General features: G+C 28.2%; 18 protein-coding genes. All 18 read left to right on the top strand.

The window, feature by feature from the left end; translation table 11 throughout:
• Window positions 1–4 precede the first annotated feature (4 nt).
• The 18 genes from RWY47_RS17270 (at window position 5) to RWY47_RS17185 (ending at window position 19,242) form a co-directional block, all read left to right on the top strand.
• Complete coding sequence (locus RWY47_RS17270) at window positions 5–736, top strand: LPXTG cell wall anchor domain-containing protein (RefSeq protein ID WP_224170673.1); 732 nt, start codon at window positions 5–7, stop codon at window positions 734–736.
• A 34-nt stretch (window positions 737–770) separates the two neighbouring features.
• Window positions 771–3,167 (top strand): vWA domain-containing protein, encoded by a 2,397-nt coding sequence (locus tag RWY47_RS17265; RefSeq protein WP_224170674.1) that lies wholly within the window; start codon window positions 771–773, stop codon window positions 3,165–3,167.
• Between the two features lie 336 nt (window positions 3,168–3,503).
• Window positions 3,504–4,187, top strand: coding sequence for a PepSY domain-containing protein (locus RWY47_RS17260; protein ID WP_224170675.1), 684 nt, complete (start codon window positions 3,504–3,506; stop codon window positions 4,185–4,187).
• 24 nt (window positions 4,188–4,211) lie between these two features.
• Complete coding sequence (locus tag RWY47_RS17255) at window positions 4,212–4,871, top strand: response regulator transcription factor (RefSeq protein WP_220796664.1); 660 nt, start codon at window positions 4,212–4,214, stop codon at window positions 4,869–4,871.
• Entirely contained in the window at window positions 4,868–6,229 is a 1,362-nt protein-coding gene (locus RWY47_RS17250; RefSeq protein WP_224170676.1) for a sensor histidine kinase, read from the top strand. The genes RWY47_RS17255 and RWY47_RS17250 overlap by 4 nt, the downstream gene beginning before the upstream one ends.
• Window positions 6,230–6,350: 121 nt before the next feature.
• Window positions 6,351–7,262, top strand: a complete 912-nt coding sequence (locus RWY47_RS17245; RefSeq protein WP_035115236.1) for an LCP family protein — start codon at window positions 6,351–6,353, stop codon at window positions 7,260–7,262.
• 294 nt (window positions 7,263–7,556) lie between these two features.
• Window positions 7,557–8,276, top strand: a complete 720-nt coding sequence (locus RWY47_RS17240) for a YveK family protein (RefSeq protein ID WP_224170677.1) — start codon at window positions 7,557–7,559, stop codon at window positions 8,274–8,276.
• Window positions 8,254–8,928, top strand: coding sequence for a CpsD/CapB family tyrosine-protein kinase (locus RWY47_RS17235; RefSeq protein WP_224170678.1), 675 nt, complete (start codon window positions 8,254–8,256; stop codon window positions 8,926–8,928). Before RWY47_RS17240 ends, RWY47_RS17235 begins: the two co-directional genes overlap by 23 nt.
• Window positions 8,929–9,051: 123 nt before the next feature.
• A complete protein-coding gene (locus RWY47_RS17230; RefSeq protein WP_224170679.1) occupies window positions 9,052–9,753 on the top strand; it encodes a hypothetical protein in 702 nt (233 codons plus the stop codon).
• Between the two features lie 19 nt (window positions 9,754–9,772).
• A complete protein-coding gene (locus tag RWY47_RS17225) occupies window positions 9,773–10,588 on the top strand; it encodes a stalk domain-containing protein (RefSeq protein WP_224170680.1) in 816 nt (271 codons plus the stop codon).
• Window positions 10,589–10,785: 197 nt separating this feature from the next.
• Complete coding sequence (locus tag RWY47_RS17220) at window positions 10,786–11,478, top strand: YveK family protein (RefSeq protein ID WP_224170681.1); 693 nt, start codon at window positions 10,786–10,788, stop codon at window positions 11,476–11,478.
• Window positions 11,447–12,193 (top strand): CpsD/CapB family tyrosine-protein kinase, encoded by a 747-nt coding sequence (locus RWY47_RS17215; protein ID WP_224170682.1) that lies wholly within the window; start codon window positions 11,447–11,449, stop codon window positions 12,191–12,193. The genes RWY47_RS17220 and RWY47_RS17215 overlap by 32 nt, the downstream gene beginning before the upstream one ends.
• Before the next feature lie 182 nt (window positions 12,194–12,375).
• Window positions 12,376–14,280 carry a polysaccharide biosynthesis protein gene (locus RWY47_RS17210; RefSeq protein ID WP_224170683.1) on the top strand — a complete coding sequence of 635 codons (1,905 nt, stop codon included), beginning with the start codon at window positions 12,376–12,378 and terminating at the stop codon, window positions 14,278–14,280.
• Window positions 14,281–14,283: 3 nt separating this feature from the next.
• Window positions 14,284–15,483, top strand: coding sequence for a DegT/DnrJ/EryC1/StrS family aminotransferase (locus tag RWY47_RS17205; protein ID WP_224170684.1), 1,200 nt, complete (start codon window positions 14,284–14,286; stop codon window positions 15,481–15,483).
• 30 nt (window positions 15,484–15,513) lie between these two features.
• Window positions 15,514–16,128 carry a sugar transferase gene (locus RWY47_RS17200; RefSeq protein ID WP_224170685.1) on the top strand — a complete coding sequence of 205 codons (615 nt, stop codon included), beginning with the start codon at window positions 15,514–15,516 and terminating at the stop codon, window positions 16,126–16,128.
• A 15-nt stretch (window positions 16,129–16,143) separates the two neighbouring features.
• Window positions 16,144–17,001 carry a GNAT family N-acetyltransferase gene (locus RWY47_RS17195; protein WP_224170686.1) on the top strand — a complete coding sequence of 286 codons (858 nt, stop codon included), beginning with the start codon at window positions 16,144–16,146 and terminating at the stop codon, window positions 16,999–17,001.
• Between the two features lie 40 nt (window positions 17,002–17,041).
• Window positions 17,042–18,166 carry a glycosyltransferase family 4 protein gene (locus RWY47_RS17190; protein WP_224170687.1) on the top strand — a complete coding sequence of 375 codons (1,125 nt, stop codon included), beginning with the start codon at window positions 17,042–17,044 and terminating at the stop codon, window positions 18,164–18,166.
• Window positions 18,167–18,210: 44 nt separating this feature from the next.
• Window positions 18,211–19,242, top strand: coding sequence for a glycosyltransferase (locus RWY47_RS17185; protein WP_224170688.1), 1,032 nt, complete (start codon window positions 18,211–18,213; stop codon window positions 19,240–19,242).
• Window positions 19,243–19,459: the final 217 nt, after the last annotated feature.

Here is a 19,459-nt window from a genome sequence, read left to right as displayed (position 1 = left end):
GAATGTGAAAAGCTGTCTAAGAAAAATTTTAGTAGTCACTTCACTTCTTTCAATAATAAAAACTATAAAGGTGGATGCAGATACATTGGCTCCACCTAATGTTGAATTATTGGGAAATGCGAATGAATTAGTGTACATACCTGATGATGATTTATTTCTACAACATCCTAACATGATTCCAGGAGATTATATAAGAAGAACTTTAGAAATTAAAAATAAGCATAAATACCCATACGAACTTTTCTTAAGGGCAGAGCGAGTAAGCCCAAAAGAAGAATATGATCTTTTAGATAAACTAGATTTAAAAATTTCATATAAAGATGAAGTCATATATGATGAAGCAGTTAATGGAGAAGATAAATTAACAAAAGGTATTAGTTTAGGAGTATTTAATCCAGGGCAGGAAGAAAATCTTATTGCGGAAGTTAAATTAGATGGAGCATCTACTGGAAATGAATATAAAAATAAGTCTGCTCAGATAGATTGGATATTTACAGCAGTTAGAAGTGAAGATGAAAGCCATGATAATGATAAAGAAACTTTAGATAAATCAGATAAAGTTGATAACAAAGATAAAACAGATCAATCTCCAAATGATTTAGAATCAGATGAAGATGATATGTGGAGCGAATCACCAAAAACAGGAGAAGATGGGATTTTTATATATGTAATATTAGGGATAACTAGTATTTTACTTTTATTAATTAGCAGAAAAAACAAGAACTCTAAAAAGTAAATATGTTTAGGCAAGGAGTGTGGAGGAACATTAAATGAAAAAAAATAGATTAGTATCTTGTGTAATGGTACTAACAATGTTAATTATATCAAGCTTAGGAAATATTGAAGGTAAATCTACTTCATATGCTCAAGAAACAAACAATTTAACTATTAAGGAAGTAGCAAGCGAAAATCCAATACATACATTGGATAATAAACTTTTGTTAGAACAAAGTACTGAAAAAATATCAGATACACAGTTGAAAGTAAATTTAAAAATAAAAGGGAATGAACAAGATGTAAATATTAAAAATACATCTTTTGAAAATAAAATATCTGACAACTTTGAAATAAACTCAGATAATATTTCTGTAAATGGAATTAAAGAAAAGGAAAATATAAAAAGTGAAGTAACAAACTCTAAAGATAGTATAAGCGTTAATTTAGGAGATATATATTCAAAAGAAGTAGAATTATCTTTTGAAGCAAAAATAAAAGATAATGCCCAAAAATGTGAAAATGAATCTTTAAATTTAAAATCAGAGATTAGATATAAATTAGAAAACAGTGAACAAGAAGTACTAGAAAAATTCCCTAATGCTAAAGTTACTTTGGACAAAGGAGTAGAAAAATTAAATACAGAAGCTATACAAACAGAATATAAATCAGAACCACAAACAATACAAAGTACTCAAAGATGTCAAGGTAATAAAAATTTAGAAATAAATAAAAGTGCTAAAGTAAATGAAAATGGAACATATAATATAACCTTAGAAGCAAAAGGGGAAGGATCAATTGAAAACTCTAAAAAAGCTGATATAGTGCTTGTAATAGATTCGTCAGGAAGTATGAATGATAAAATAGATAAAGTACAAGATGCAGCTAAAAATTTAAGTCAAAATATTTTAAATGGAAGTAATGATGACCAAGTTAGAATATCTGTAGCTGATTTTTCATATAACAATAACCGTAATCAATATTATAAACCAGGAGCAAGTTCTAAAGTTCAAACAAACTTTACATCAAATTTAAATAAAATAAATAAAGCTATTGATAAGATAGATTCAGGTGGGGGAACAAATACTCAAGATGGTATATGGAGAGCACAAAACCTTTTAGAAGATTCAAGGGATGAGGCTAATAAATATGTAGTGTTTTTTTCAGATGGATTACCATGGAACTCTAGAGACTATTGGGGATTTACAGGATTTGATATACACGTTAAGAGTGCACAAAGAGAATATTATAGTTACTTTACAGGGTACGGAGCTCCTACAAAAGTTAATATCGGAGGAATTGCATATCAACCACGTCCAGAGACTATACAAGTAAATAACAATCCTAGATATAAAGATGCTAAATTTTATAGTGTAGGATTATTTACTAATGCTAGTGAAAGCGAAAAAAGTCAAGCTGTTAATTTTTTAAAAACTATTCAAAATGTAATTGACCCGAGTGAATATGCAGGTAAATATTACACTCAAGATTTAAATAGTATAGATGGAATATTTAATGATATAAGTAATGAAATAAAAGAAAATATTAATGCTTCAGTAGCTAAAGAATCTGTTATACATGATGTAGTCTCAAAAGAGTTTAATATAGTAGATAAAAGCTGGAAGATAACAGATTTGGATGGAAATGAAATACAGATACCACCTGAAAATATTGTTGTATCAAAAAACTCAAAAGGTGAAGATGAAATAACGTTTAAAATAGGTAATATTATTGCAAATAAAAAAGCTGGAAATGGAAAACTTACAGGGGGAGTTAAAGTAAGCTTTGATATTTCTACTAAAGATCCATACTTTGGGGGTGAGAAAATTCCCACAAATGCAAATGCAGAAATTAAATATAAAGATCCTATAAATGGAAGCGATAAAGAACAAGTATTTAATAAGCCTGTAGTTGATATACCTTATCAAACGGGAAAGGTAACTATAAAAAAAGAAATCATAAAGAAAGATAAAAATGGAAACTGGACGGTAGCTAAAGATGTTGATGTAAATCGCAATGATAGATTTTCTATATCAATACTTGGTAACTCAGGTAGCCAAAATCATAAATATACAGTTGATTTAAATGGAAACACAGAAACGTCTATGCCTTTTTATTTAAGAGGTGAAAAAACTGATATATCTAGTAATAAGGATTTTTCTATGAACTATTTTACAGAAGGTTTATATGATGTAGAAGAAATTGTACCTATGAATTATGAAAAAGTTCAGGTATGGATAGATGGAGATCCTACAGATAGTGGGACTAAATGGGTTGGATTTGAAGAGTATGTAAATGATAAAGAGAATATTGAAAAAGGAAAAGTAAGAGATGGGAAGTTATTTATAGGTAAAGATAACAATAATATTAATATAAAAGTAAGTAATACTTTAGTGAATGATATGTTTTGGCAAGATAAAGCATATGTAGAAAATAAACTTAAGTATGATTAGAGACTGGGTTAATGGTGGGCTCGGGATTGAATTTATGTTTTGCTCCATACAAGCTGGGGAGATGCTTGTAAATGTCACAGCAACATAAAATTCAATCCCTCGCCCCAAGTATAGCCCAGTCTTTTTGTATGGAGAGAGATAAATGTCGCGGCAACATACAGCACAAATCCCTCGCCAAAAACATAAAACCAGTCTTTTTTTGTGGTATGAAAAATGGATTATTAAAAAATTTTAATATTATTTTTATGTTAAGTTAATGCCTGTTTAAAGTAGTTTTCATGATGGCTGTATATAATAAGTTCATAGAAAAAATTAAAACTTTATGGAGGTATGATTATGAAAAAGGAAGATGTAATAAATAAGATAGAAAATCTAAAGGGTTATAAAGGAAAGTTTAAGAAATTTGCAGTTTTAACAATAAGTGGAGCTATTGGATTGAGTGTTTTAGGTACAGGTGCAGCTTATGCTTATGTAAAGTCGAATGAAAATTATTCACAAGCACAATTAGAAAAGGTAGCTTTAAAGCAAATTCCAGGAGATGTTGTTGGAGTTAAAAAAGATTTAGATGATGATAGTATGTCTGTAGTATATGAGTTTAAAATAAAAGATAAAAACAACATGTTAAATGAAATAGAGTTGGACTCAAAGACTGGTGCTATAATAGATATGGAAAATCATAATGAAAAAGATGATAAAGATTATGACAGTGATGATGAAAAAAGCTATAATTATAATGAAATAAAATCTAAGAGTAAATACTCAGAAGAAGAGTTGAAAAATATTGCATTAAAAAAGGTACAAGGTGAAGTTATTGGGGTAGATAAAGAAATAGATGATGATAGCATGTCTATAGTGTATGAGTTTAAAATAAAAGATAAAAATAATATAATAAAAGAAGTAGAGGTTGACTCAGTGAGTGGGAAAGTAGTAGATATAGAAAATTATGATTCTAGCTCAGATAAAAATAATGAAACTATAGATAATGAAAATGTAAAACAAGGTACAAGTAATATGGATTAATAAATAAATGAGAAGGTGAGTTTTTTGTACAAAGTATTAATAGTAGAAGATGAAGAAAATATAGCATCATTTATAAACATGGAATTATCACATGAAGGATATGAAACTGAAATGTGTAATGATGGAAAAGAAGGCTTAGAAAAGGCTCTAGAAAAAGATTATGATATGATTATATTAGATTTAATGTTACCAACTTTAAACGGGCTAGAAGTCTGTAGACGTTTAAGGAAATCAAAAAACACACCTATAATAATGCTAACAGCAAGAGATAATGTTATGGATAAAGTTTCTGGACTTCAAATGGGGGCCGATGATTATATTGTAAAGCCATTTGCAATAGAGGAACTTTTAGCAAGGATAGAAACGATATTAAGAAGAGTTAATTTGAGCAACAACACAAGTACTTTGAAATTTAAAGATATAACTATAGATATAGAAGCTAGGATAGTCAAGTGTGGAGATGAAGTAGTAAACTTAACTACAACAGAATACGAACTGTTACTTCAATTAATAAGACACGAAAATAAAGTACTAACTAGAGACTACTTATTAGAACATGTATGGGGATATGATTACGATGCAGAAACTAATGTAGTAGATGTTTATATAAGGCATTTAAGATCAAAATTAAAAAATGATGATTATATACATACTGTTCGTGGCGTAGGATATGTCTTAAGATGATTATAAAGAAACTGAAATCTTTATCGACATTTTGGAGAATGACCCTTATATCGTTTATATCTATAGTAGTAATATTTTTAATAACTTATATATCTCAATTTATAGTATTTAGAGTTTGGACTATAAAATATGAAAAAGAAGAAATTCAATCAAGAGCCAATGAATTAGAAATTTTACTTAATAACAACAGCTCGGATGAAGTGCAAAAAGAAATTTTAGAATCTATGAACTTAAACGCTATTATATATAACTCAGATAACAAAGAAATTTTAAATACAATGGATGAAAAACCTAAACATTTCAATTATCAAAAACCAAGTTCATATATTATAGATACATCTTTGAGCGTAAACAACGACAAGGTAAGCTTAATAACTCCTGTGCATATAGGTGATCAAAAATACTATATGTATTTAGAGCGAGAAAGCGAATTATATGATGATTTCCTGGAAAATACAATCCTTATAATTGTTTTTATGTTGATAATAGGATTAATAATAAGTTTAATAGCAGGAATATATATATCAAGACAGTTTATAAAAAAATTAAACAACTTAAGTAACACTATGAAAGAAGTACAAGAAAAAGGAATAACAAGTAGAGTATATATACAAAACCCAAAAGATGAGTTTGATAAAGTTAATATAATATTTAATGAAATGATGGACTCAGTTGAACACTCATTTGGAGTACAAAGACAGTTTGTTCAAGACGCATCACACGAACTTAGAACCCCTCTAACGATATTAAAAGGTCATTTAAAGATGTTAGATAGATGGGGTAAAAATGATCCTGAAACACTAAATAAATCGCTTAAAATAAGTTTAGATGAAGTTGATAGATTAACAAAACTTGTAAATGATTTATTAGAACTTGGAAAATTAGACAACAAAACAATAGTTGATGAAGAAATAGAAAAAATAAACTTAGAAGCTTCAATAGATCAAATTATATATGACTTTGAGGTCATAAGAAAAGATGTTGATTTTAAATTTGAGTGTGAAAAAGATGCTTATATTTATATGAACAAGAAACATTTTAAGCAACTTTTCATAATATTTATAGATAATGCTATAAAGTACTGTGAAAAAGATGAAAAGAAAATACAAATAAAAGTGTACAGAGAAAAAAGAAAAATGTACATATCTATAAAGGATAATGGAATAGGAATAGAAAAAGAAGAAATTCCAAAGATAACAGATAAATTCTACAGAGTTGATAAATCAAGAAAATATAACAATAGCTTTGGAATAGGACTATCTATTGCAGCTCAAATAATTAATTTATACAACTATAAATTGAAAATTAAAAGTGAAGTTGGAATAGGAACAGAGATACTTATAGAATGTAATCAATAAACCAAGGATGAAAAGTAAATCCTTGGTTTTACTTTTTGCTAAAGAAAAATAAGTAGCAACCGATATTTATATGTGCTAATATATGGATATCTAAATTAATAATTAGTATAGGGAGGATTTTATGAGTACTTTCAAAAAAATAGTCATAGGATTAGTTATTTTCATTGTAGCTGTTCCGATGGTGGCTTTTGGATATTTTTATTTTAAGCTAAACTCTATATATGATAGTAGTGCAGCTAAAGATGTAAAAGAAAAGGTTGAAAAAGCTGATGATAAAGATGGTATAACTAATATATTATTAGCTGGAGTTGATGGAAACAATTTAGACAAGGGAAATAGATCTGATTCTATGATGGTGTTAACTATCGATGAAAAAAATAATGATATTAGAATAACTTCTCTTGCACGTGATACTTATGTTCAAATTCCAGGTTATGGAGAAGAAAAATTAACGCATGCTTACGCTTATGGAGGGCCTGCACTTTTACTTCAAACTATAGATAAAAACTTTGGACTTAAAATTGATAAGTATGCTGTTGTAAGTTTTAGCTCTTTTGAAAAAATTATAGATGCTTTAGGTGGAGTTGAAATAGATGTATTACCTAAAGAAGTAAGTTATATTCCAGGTGTAAATAGTGCTGGTAAACAAACTTTAAATGGAGCAGAAGCTCTAGCATACAGTAGAATAAGATATGCAGATGATGCTTATCAAAGAGATAACAGACAAAGAACTGTTATGCAAGCTGCATATAACAAATTATCAAGTAATCCAGGAGATCTTATGGAAATAGGAAACACTATATTAGGATATACAAAAACTAATATACCTCCAATGGAAATATTTAAATTAGCTAATAAAGTTATAAAAATGAACTTTACAGAATTCCCACAACTTGAATTCCCACTTGAAGGACATAGAGATGGAAAAATAGTAAGTAAAGAAAAAGGATGGGTAATCCTTTGGGATAAAGAATATAATAACGAACAACTTAAAAAATTCATATTTGATTATAAAAATTACACTCAACAATAGGTGAGGTAAAATAAAGCTATCTAAAATTTATAGTGGATATGAATAGGAAATATTAAAGTTTTGCTTCCAAAGCTGAAATGATGCTTTAAAGGTCGCTGCAATTTTAATATTTCCTATTCAATTTGATATTTACTATATTTTAGATAGCTTTTTTATAGTATAAGAGGGATGGGGATTTTAATTTTGGCGAAACGTGTAAAAAAATTGAAAAATTTAGCTAAAAGGTGTAAAGTTTTATAACAAGGGGTCGATACATAAACTGTATGGGGAAAACACATTAAATAGGAGGGCCACATGGAAGAAACGATAGACTTAAGGGAATATTTCCAAATAATTAAAAAACGAGCGTGGATAATCGCACTAATAACTATAATAGCAATGATAGTAAGCGGACTTATAAGTTTTTTTGTATTAAAACCAGAGTATCAAGCAAGTACAACTTTAATAGTTAATGCAGAACAAAGTGCTGCAACTAATAACATGATAACAGGAGACCAGTTAAATGTTACTCAAAAGTTAACGTTAACATATGGTGAAATAATAAAATCAAAATCAGTACTAAATTCAGTAATAAATAAATTAGATTTAAACATGACTTATGATGAGTTACTTAAGAGTTTGAAAGTAGAACCAGTTAAGGACACTCAAATATTATCTATAAGCGTAACAAACACAAGTCCAAGTAGAGCAATGAAAATAGCTAATGCTATACCTACAATATTTTCTAAAGAAGCAAAAAGAATAACAAATGCAAACAGTGTTGAAGTAATAGACAAGGCAAGAGTACCTGAAAAACCAGTAAAACCTAATAAGGTTATGAACGTAGCAATAGCTGGAGTTTTAGGGTTTATGATAGGACTATTCATCGTATTCTTATTAGAATTTATGGATAGAAAAATGAAAACAACTCAAGATATCGAAAAATATCTAAACTTACCTACACTAGGAGTAGTACCTAACGAAAATATAGAAAAGAAAGGTAGAAAAAAGCATGCTAAAAAAACTAATAACTAAAAGAAATCCAAAATCACCAATATCAGAAGCATACAGAACTATAAGAACTAATATAGAATATTCAAATGTAGATAAAGAAATAAAATCAATATTAGTAACAAGCTCTCAGCAAAATGAAGGTAAAAGTACAGTAATAGCTAATTTAGCAGTAAGCTTTGCTGCTATGGAAGGTAAAAAAATACTAGTAGTTGAGGGAGACTTAAGAAACCCAACAGTACATAGAATGTTTAATATAAGCAACACTCATGGAATTACAGATGTTTTAACAGGACAAAAATCATTTGATGAATGTGTTAATAAAACAGAAGTAAATGGATTAGACGTATTAACTTGCGGTAAAATACCTCCAAACCCAGCAGAGATGTTAGCATCGAAAAAAATGAAAATATTCTTAGAATCTTTAAAAGATTATTATGACTACGTATTTATAGATGCACCACCAATAGGAATAATAACTGATGCAGGAATACTATCTACATATACAGACGGAAGTATATTAGTAGTTGCATCAAAAGAAGTAGATATAGAAATGGCACAAATAGCAAAAGAAAGATTAGATAAAGTAGGTGCTAACATACTAGGCGTTGTACTTAACAAGTTTGAAGACACTAATGGATCTTACGGATACTATAACTATTACTATGGAGCATAAAACTTTAAAAAAGTTACCTATTTTGAGGTAACTTTTTTATATTGAATTCGACAAGTTTAGGCAAAAAAATAAATAAGTAAATGTTATATTATAGCAGAGAGTGAAAATTAGGAGGAAATAATGATGAAGTATAAGAAAAATGAAAAACTTGTTATAGCTATAGCATGCTCTTTAACTGCAGTTGTAGTAGTAGGTTTTACACTCATGGGAGGATCATTTAAATCAAAAGAAGAACATTATGTATCTAGAGTATCTAGTTCTAAATCAGAAATAAACATATCTAAATCAGACTATGAAATTATAAAACAAGAAGAGAGAGATGGAATAAACACATTTGTAGTTTTAGAAAAAAAGAACTTTAATAAAGAGGAAATGGGACAACTTTCAAAAAATATAATAAAGGATATGAATAAAAACTTTAATATCTATATATTCGATGATAAAGAAAAAGCACAAAATTTCAACTACGAAGCAGATAAAACTCAAACTCTTATAAAAGCAGTAGATCAACAACAAGTAGAAATCCAAACATATCATACAATAAAAGAAGAGCCTAAAAGCATACCACAGTATTATGCGGTGGAATCTATAAAAGAGGTAGATGGGAAAACTCAAATATCACTAAGTCTTGAAAGTATAAAAGAACCTGAAAAAGCATTAAGTCAAATGAAGTTTTTAGGAGAAACAATAAAAAATCTAAACAAAGATAAAAAAATTGAAAAATTAGAAATAAAAGCATATAGCAAAAATGAGCAAGCTCCAAATTGGGAGTATAAATCAGAAAATAAAAGCTTAATTATACAAAATGAATTAGTAGAAATATAGAATTAGAAAGGAGTACACTATGAAAAATAAAAAAATACTAGCATTAACAACAGTAATAGCATTATCTACAACAACACTTGCATTTGCAAATGAAATAAAAATAGTTGAAAAAAATGGACACGATTATGTTCCTTTTAAAACATTAGTAAAAAAACTAGGTGGAGAAGTGAAAGAATCTAAAGAAGAATTAAAAGTAAATGTAAATTCAAAAGAAGTAACAATTCAAAATAAATCATCTTTTGCGAAAGTAGATGAAAATTATTATCCATTAGAAGAAAAACAAATAAACGGATATAAAGTTCCAATAGATACAAAACCAATATACGAAAACAAAGAGTTATATGTATCTCCAGAGTTTTTAAAAAGTGCTAATTTGTTAAATTTTGATATTGAAGATGGAAAACTAATAATAAATAACAAAGTTGAAAAAGAAATATCTTCAACAGTAAAGGAAGAACCTAAAAAAGAAGTACCTCAAAGTAGTTCTGAAGTAAAAAAAGAAGAACCTAAAAAAGAAACTCAAGAAAAACCTCAAACTACAACAAAGCCTAGTAAGCCAAATAAACCAAACAATAATCACAATAATAGTAATAATAATTCAAATAACAATACTACTAATAAACCGGATAACAACAATAATTCAAACAATAACTCAAACAACAATAATAGTAGTAACAATAATAACTCAAATAATAATAATACTGATTCAAATAATGGATCTAGTGAAGATAGCAATAATAACACTGAAAATAATAACGGAAGCAATACAAATGGAGGAAATACTAGTACTGATAACTCACAAAATAACGATTCTCAAACTAGTAATGTAGAGTAAAAATTAATAAATAATAAGAAATGTCGAAAAAACGCTAAAGAATATTCTGAAAAAGTCGATATATGTAAAATAAAGGGAGCCTTTGTAGAAACTATATACAAACATGGATGAAAGTGCTAACATATAGCACGTAAAATAGATCGAAATAGGCAGAAAACGAAGAAAACAAGCAGAAAAATAAGAAAATGGAGGGAAAAATGGAAGAGACTATCGACTTAAAAGAGTATTTTCAGATTATCAGAAAAAGAGCATGGATAATAGTTTTAATGACATCTATAGCAGTAATCATAAGTGCAATTATAAGCTTTTTTGTATTAAGTCCAGTGTATGAATCAAATACAACAATTTTGGTAAATAGCGATAAAGCACCTGGAACAGATATCATAACAACTGACCAGATAAACGTTTCTCAAAAGTTAGCAGTAACATATGGAGAGATAATAAAATCAAAGGCAGTATTAGATGAAGTAACAACGTCGCTAGGTATAAAAGGTGGTTATGAAGAAATAACCGATAAAATAAACGTCTCGTCAGTTAATGACACTCAGATAATTTCAGTATCAGTCCAAGATACAAATCCTCAAAGAGCAGCTGATATAGCAAACGCTATACCGAAAGCATTCACTAAGGAAGTTAAGCGAATAACAAAAGCTAACAGTGTAAAGGTGATAGACAAAGGTATTGTTCCCAAAACGCCTATAAAACCGAATAAAGTAATGAATGTTGCAATAGCTGCAGTACTAGGGATAATGATATCTTTATTTGTTATATTCTTACTTGAGTATCTAGACAATAAAATAAAAGTACCTCAAGATATAGAAAAACATTTAGGATTACCACTACTAGGAGTAGTACCTCATGAAAATAAAGGTAAGAAAGGTGGTAAATAAGATGATAAATATAACAGCGTTTAATGATCCCAAATCACCAATAGCTGAAGCCTATAGAAGTATTAGAACAAATATACAGTTTTCAAGGATTGATAATGAAATGAAAACAATAGTGATAACAAGTTCTAAACAAGATGAAGGCAAAACAACTGTTACTTCTAATTTAGCTGTAAGCTTTGCTTCTTTAGAAGGAAAAAGGGTTTTATTAATAGATGCAGATCTTAGAAACCCAAGTGTTCATAAAATGTTTAGTAAACCTAATGCATTAGGTTTAACTGATGTATTAACAGGAAAAAAAGAGTTAAAACAATGTGTTCAAAACACAGAGTTAGAAAATTTACAAATTATAACAGCAGGTACAATTCCTCCAAATCCAGCAGAGATATTAGAATCAAAAAAAATGAGAGAATTTATAAATGGATTAAGAGATTGTTATGATTATATTTTTATAGATACACCACCAATAGGGATTATTATGGATGCAGGGGTCTTAGCTAATTACTCAGATGGAACGATTTTAGTAGTTGGAGCTAAAGATGTAGAGACAGAAAGAGCAAAAATAGCAAAAGAAAGACTAGAAAAAGTTAAAGCTAATGTAATTGGTGCCGTACTTAATAAATATATAGAAAAAAATGGTTCGTATGGTTACTATAGCTATTATTATGAACAAAGTGATTCAAGCAGAGTTTCTAAAAAGAAAAAGAAGAAAAGCTAAAAATTTATGCACTAAAATCGGCGAAAATTTTAGTGCACCAAACAAGTTTAACATTATGAAAATTTGAAAAATTATTGCTTAGGGGTTATGGTAGCACCCTTGTAAATATATATTACGGATGCTACCTAAGAAACTTTATATTAAAATTAAAAAAATTTATATTAAAAAGGGGGATTAGTTTTATGGAGACTGAAATCGCAGCCCCAGAGAAAGAAAGTGTATTAGAAAATTTATTAGGTAAGTACAGAATGAGACAACTAATTTTAGTTGGAACAGATATAGCATGTATAGTGTTATCATTTATAGTTTCTACTTGGATAATCTACTCACAATACTATTTGGAACATATAGCTATGGGTGCAATCTTAGTTTATGTATTTGTAAGTATAGTAACTTTATCACTTTGTAGATGTTACCACAGCTTATGGAGATATGCAGGAGAAGAAGAACTAATTGCAATAGTATTTGCGTGTACATTATCAGTAATAACAACTTATTTAATACACCTATTTATGGGAATACAATTTTCAATAACTTTTTACATTTTAAACACGATATTAACTATATCATTAACAGGAGGAACAAGACTTCTTTATAGAACGGGTAGAAGAGTTTTAATAAGAAGTGGTTTGAAAGAGAAATCTTCAAATGTACTTATTGTAGGAGCAGGAAGTGCAGGAGAGATGGTGATTCAAGAACTTAAAAACAATCCTCAACTTTTAAAAAAACCTATAGGAATATTAGATGATGACGTAAGTAAAAAAGGTAGAAGAATACATAATATACCTATTTTAGGAAATATAAAAGACGTACATGACCTAGTAGAAAAACATGATATCGATGAAATCATAATAGCAATCGCTAAAATAAGTAAACATGACAAGAAACATATTATAGAAATTTGTAAACAGACAAAATGTAAATTAAGAACAATACCTGGTGTATACGAAATTATTGATGGAAAAGTAGATATAAAAAAAATCAGGGATGTTCAAATTGAGGACTTATTAGGAAGAGAAACAATAAAAGTAAATTTAGCTGAAATGAGTGAATATCTACAAAATAAAGTGGTTTTAGTAACAGGTGGAGGAGGAAGTATTGGAAGTGAGCTATGTAGACAAGTAGCAAGTTTTAATCCAAAACAACTTATAATACTTGATAACTACGAAAATAACGCATACGCAATTCAACAAGAGTTAATAAGAAAATACGGTAGCAGCTTAAATCTTAAAACTATAATAGCATCAATTAGAGAAGAAAAGCGTATGGATGAAATATTTAATAAGTATAGACCTGATGCAGTATTCCATGCAGCAGCGCATAAGCATGTTCCTCTTATGGAAAAAAGCCCAAGTGAGGCTATAAAAAATAACATATTTGGAACAAGAAACGTAGCAACACTTGCAGATAAATATAAAGTTAAAAGATTTGTACTTATATCTACTGACAAAGCTGTTAACCCAACTAATATAATGGGTGCAACTAAAAGAGCAGCAGAAATGATAATACAAACTATGAATGAAAAAAGTGAAACAGAGTTTGTAGCAGTTAGATTCGGGAATGTACTTGGAAGTAACGGAAGTGTTATTCCATTATTTAAAAAGCAAATTGAAGAAGGTGGACCAGTAACTATAACTCACCCAGATATTATACGATACTTTATGACAATACCAGAAGCTGTTCAACTTGTTATACAAGCAGGAGCTATGGCTAAAGGTGGAGAGATATTTGTACTTGATATGGGAGATCCAGTTAAAATAGTTGATTTAGCAGACAACTTAATTAGACTTAGCGGGTTTGAACCAAATGTAGATATAAAGATTAAGTTTACTGGACTTAGACCAGGAGAAAAATTATATGAAGAGTTACTTATGTCAGAAGAAGGTTTAACTAATACTGATCATAAGAAGATATTTATTGGTAAACCGATAGATTTTGATTCTGAAAGATGCAAGATGCATTTAGAGATTTTAAAGTCTATAGTTGATAAAGAAGAAGTAGATCTAATTGATAGTGCTATGAGAGAATTAGTTACTACTTATATAAGACCTGAAGAAGCAAACGATAAATCACTTAAGGGGGCATAAAATATGAATATTCCATTTTCACCACCAGATATAACGGATGTTGAAATAAATAATGTGGTAGAAGTATTAAAATCAGGATGGATTACAACAGGTCCAAAGACTAAGGAATTTGAAAGAAAGATAGCTGATTACTGCACAACAAACAGAGCTATATGTTTAAACTCTGCCACTGCAGGAATGGAAATGACATTAAGAGTTTTAGGAATAGGACCAGGAGATGAAGTTATAACAAGTGCTTATACATATACTGCATCGGCAAGTGTTATACATCATGTTGGGGCAAAGATAGTTTTAGTTGATACAGCAGAAGGTTCATACCAAATGGATTATGAAAAATTAAGAGAAGCTATAACAGAAAAAACAAAGGCTGTTATATGTGTTGATTTAGCAGGAGTACCTTGTGATTATGACGAGATTTTTGAAGTTGTTAATAGTAAAAAAGACTTATTTAAAGCAAACAATGAAATACAAAAGTCTATAGGAAGAGTAACTGTAATAGCTGATGGAGCACACTCATTTGGTGCAAGTTACAAGGGTAGAATGAGTGGAAGCATGGCTGATTTTACAAGTTTTTCTTTCCATGCTGTTAAGAACCTTACTACAGCAGAAGGTGGAGCTGTTACGTGGAAGAATATTGATGGAATTGATAATGAAGTAATATACAAAAAATATAATTGCTTATCACTTCATGGACAGACAAAAGATGCATTAGCTAAGACTAAGATAGGATCTTGGGAGTATGACATAATCGAGCCTGCATATAAATGCAATATGACAGATATAATGGCAGCGATAGGATTAGGTCAATTAAGTAGGTATGAAGAGCTACTTAATTACAGAAAAGCAATTATAAATAAATATGATGAACTATTAAATGAAATTGATGGAGTGGAAGTACTTAAACATTTTACTGATGAGTATGAATCTAGTGGTCATTTATATTTAATTAGATTAACAGGAAAAGATGAAGTATTTAGGAATGAAGTTATAGTGAAAATGGCTGAGGCCGGTATTTCAACTAATGTTCATTATAAACCACTACCATTATTAACAGCTTATAAAAATTTAGGGTTTGATATAGAAAATTATCCTAAGGCTTTTAATATGTATAAAAATGAAATAACATTGCCACTTAATAGTGTATTAACTCTAGAACAAGTTGAGTATATAGTAAATACACTAGACAAAATATTGGAGCAATAAAAAAAGAAAAAGATTTTATGGAGGATTTTAATGTTTATTAAAAATGTTTTAGATAAAGTTTTTGGTTTAATACTATTAATTTTATTAGCTCCAATATTATTAATTATCGCATTTGCTATAAAACTTGATAGTAGAGGACCTATTATATTCAAACAAAAAAGACTTGGGAAGAATGGAAATATATTTGAAATATATAAATTTAGAACTATGTATGTAGATGCACCTGATATAAGGAATGAAGATGGGTCTACATTCAATAGTGATAATGATCCTAGAGTTACTAGGGTTGGTAATGTTTTACGAAAAACGAGCCTGGATGAATTGACACAAATATTTAACATATTAAAAGGAGAAATGAGCTTTATAGGACCGAGACCTGATTTGCCAGATCACTATGAGCTATATACAGATTTTGACAAAAGAAAGTTATTAGTTAAACCTGGAGTTACAGGCTATGCCCAGTGTAATGGCAGAAATAATATTGAGTGGAAAAATAGAATAGAGATGGATATATTTTATATTGAAAATTATTCTATATTACTAGATGTTCAAATATTAATTAAGACGGCTCTTTCTGTTTTAAAAAGTGAAGGTGTAAACAAATCTGTAGAACATGAAGAAGTTGAAGAAGCTAAAAATATTTAAAGTATGAGGTAAAAAATGATAAATATAAGAAGTGGAAAAGAAAGTAAAATGCTTTTACTTGAATACATAAATTATATAGAAGAAGATTCAATTTATTTTATTGAAAACAGTAATGGAAATATTAAATCAATAGCGAAGATTAAAAACCTTAAATGGGATAGTGAAATTTTTAATAAAAAAATAGGTTCGATGGAATTATGTTATGGTGATTTAACAGATAGTATAGTAACTAAGATAGATGAGGTAGCTAAAGTAGAAAACTACGATTGTTTATTTACTAAGGTAAAAACAGACTTATATTCTAGTATGCATATTTTAGAAGAAAATAGATACAATTTAATGGACTGTATAATAACATTAAAGAAAAATATTGATGATAATATTTCAATTGATAGTAGTAAAGATTATGATTTTAGCGTTTTAAGTGAAACAAATTTAGAAGAGGTATTATATATTATTGACAATTTATATAAACATGGTAGATTTTTTCAAGATCCTAACTTGAGAAATGAAGATGCAAATACACTATATAAGAAATGGATAGAAAATGAAATAAGAAGTAAGTCTGTTGATGTTATAGGAGTTACATATAAAGATAAATTAATAGGGTTTATAAGTTGTATATATAGGAATAGAATTAGTGACAGAGAATTAGATGGAGTTATAAGTTTAGTAGGAATTAATAAAGACTATCAAGGTTTAGGGATTGGAAAAAAGCTGATCAACTATGCACTTATGAATTTTAATAAGAAAAATATTAAGAATGTTTTTGTGGGAACTCAGATTGATAATTTAGGAGCTTTGAATTTTTATATATCAAATGGTTTCAGAGTAGAAAGCTCAATAAATAGTTTTCATAAGAAAGTTAGATAATAAATTATTTTTTAATAAGTAAGAATGGGAGCGTTTTAGTATGGCTAAAGTTTTAGTTACGGCACACCTAGGTAGGCACTTTAGAATATTTGGACAGAGTGACTATAAAGTGTTGTTAAATATGGGACATGAAGTTCACATAGCTGCAAATTTTAATGAAGAGATAGACAAATTTGATAACCCAAATGTAATAAAACATCAAATAGATTTTGATAGAAATCCATTTAGTATTCAAAATTTAAAAGCTTTAAAACAATTAAAAAAATTATTTAGAAAAGAAGATTTTGAATTAATTCATTGTCAGTCTCCATCAGGAGGTGCTATAACAAGATTAGCATCAAAAGAAACAAGAAAAAGAGGAACAAAGGTACTATACACAGCTCATGGATTACATTTTTTTGAGGGAGCTCCGAAGAAAAATTGGATAATGTACTATAATTTTGAAAAATTTTTTGGTAAATATACAGATTGTATTATAACTATTAATAATGAAGATTTTTATTTAGCGAAAAATAAATTAAAGATAAACAATGTAGAACATGTTCATGGGGTAGGTATAGATTTAAATAAATTTAAACCTCAAACAAAAAATCGTAAATTAGAGTTAAGAAATAAATATGGATATAATGAGAATGAATATATATTAATCTATGTGGGTGAGTTAAGTTATAGAAAAAACCAAGATATGATTATAGAGGCTATGAAAAGATTGAATAGTAAAATAAATAATATAAAATTACTTTTAGTTGGAAATGGAATATTAGAGAGTAAATACAAAGAAAAAGTTATCAAATATGGATTAGAGCAACAAATAGACTTTTTAGGATATAGAAAAGATATAGTAGATTTAATGGCATTGTCAGATTTAGCGATATCTACATCTAAGCAAGAAGGATTGCCTGTTAATATAATGGAAGCAATGGCAACAGGTTTACCATTGGTAGTAACTAACTGCAGAGGAAATAGAGATTTGATAAAACATAAGCAAAATGGGTATGTTGTAGAAATTAATGATTTAAGTAGCTTTGAAAAGTATATTGAAGATATACAAGAATCTAAAGAAATAACAAGTAAATTTAGTACAAATAATTTAGAAGATATAAAGAATTATTCTACACAAAATATTGAGATAGAGATGACTGCTATATATAGCAAATATTTATAAAGAAAATTTTATGGGAAAATAATGAAGGTCAGAAGGGAAAATTTATGAAAAAAAAAGTATTACATTTACTTTCTAGTAATTCACTTTCAGGAGCCGAACGTGTAGCTATAAATATAATTAACTCATTAAAAGAAGATTACGATTTTGTATATGTATCACCAAAGGGCCCTATTGAAGAGACATTAAAAGAATATAATATAAAGCATATTTCAATAGATAATATAAATCCATATACATTAAATAAATTATTTAGGTTATGGAAACCAGATATAGTACACGCGCATGATTTTAGGGCAAGTATAAAAAGTGCCATTAGCTTATATAAATGTAAAAAAATATCACATATACACCAAAATCCATTGTGGATAAAATCTATAAATAAGTATTCTATTGCGTATGCTATGTCTTGTCCTATTTATTCCAATATAATTACGGTGTCAAATGAAATAAAAGATGAAGCTATTTTTTCTAAAATATCAAGTAAAAAAATACATGTATTAGAAAATTATATTGATAAAAAATTAGTTGAAGATATGTCTAATATAAATGAAACAAATAAAATGTATGACTTGTTGTATGTAGGAAGACTAGAGGATGAAAAAAATCCTTTATTATTTATAAATTTAGTAAAACAAATACAGCAAAGTTATAATGTAAAAGCTTGTATAGTAGGAGATGGGAGTTTATTTTTTGAATGTAATAAATTAATAAGTGAATACAAGTTGAATGAACATATAGAACTTTTAGGTTATAAAAGTAATCCATTTAATATAATGAAAAATTCGAAGGTCTTGGTCATAACATCAAAATGGGAAGGGTTTGGGTTAGTAGCAGCAGAAGCTATGATTTTAGGTAAGCCTGTTGTTGCAAATTCTGTTGGAGGATTAAAAAGCATTATAACAAATCAATCGGGTAAGTTATGTGAATCTGAAAGTGATTATTTAAATGAGTTGGAAGCTCTAATTGAAAATAGTAGTTACTACAATTCAAAATCAAAAAAATCATTAGAAAATGCTAAGAGATATACAGATGTAGATAAATTTAAAAGTATACTGAAGAAAATATATAACTCATAACGTATAAAGTGAAAAGTTTGCAATCAGTATAATATAGGAGTATAAATAGATATGAAAAAAATATTTACAGTTTTAATAGCTTTATTTCCCGTATTATCGGTATATTCTGCATACATACCAAGTGTATCAATTGCAGATTTAGGTTTAATTATAACAACACTATTTATTATAATTGAAAAGTTTTGTATAAAAAAGAAGTTAAAGTTTAATTTAAATA

It is taken from the genome of Paraclostridium sp. MRS3W1 (assembly GCF_032465715.1).
Lineage (GTDB): Bacteria > Bacillota > Clostridia > Peptostreptococcales > Peptostreptococcaceae > Paraclostridium > Paraclostridium dentum.
This window is presented reverse-complemented; position numbering and strand designations above follow the sequence as displayed.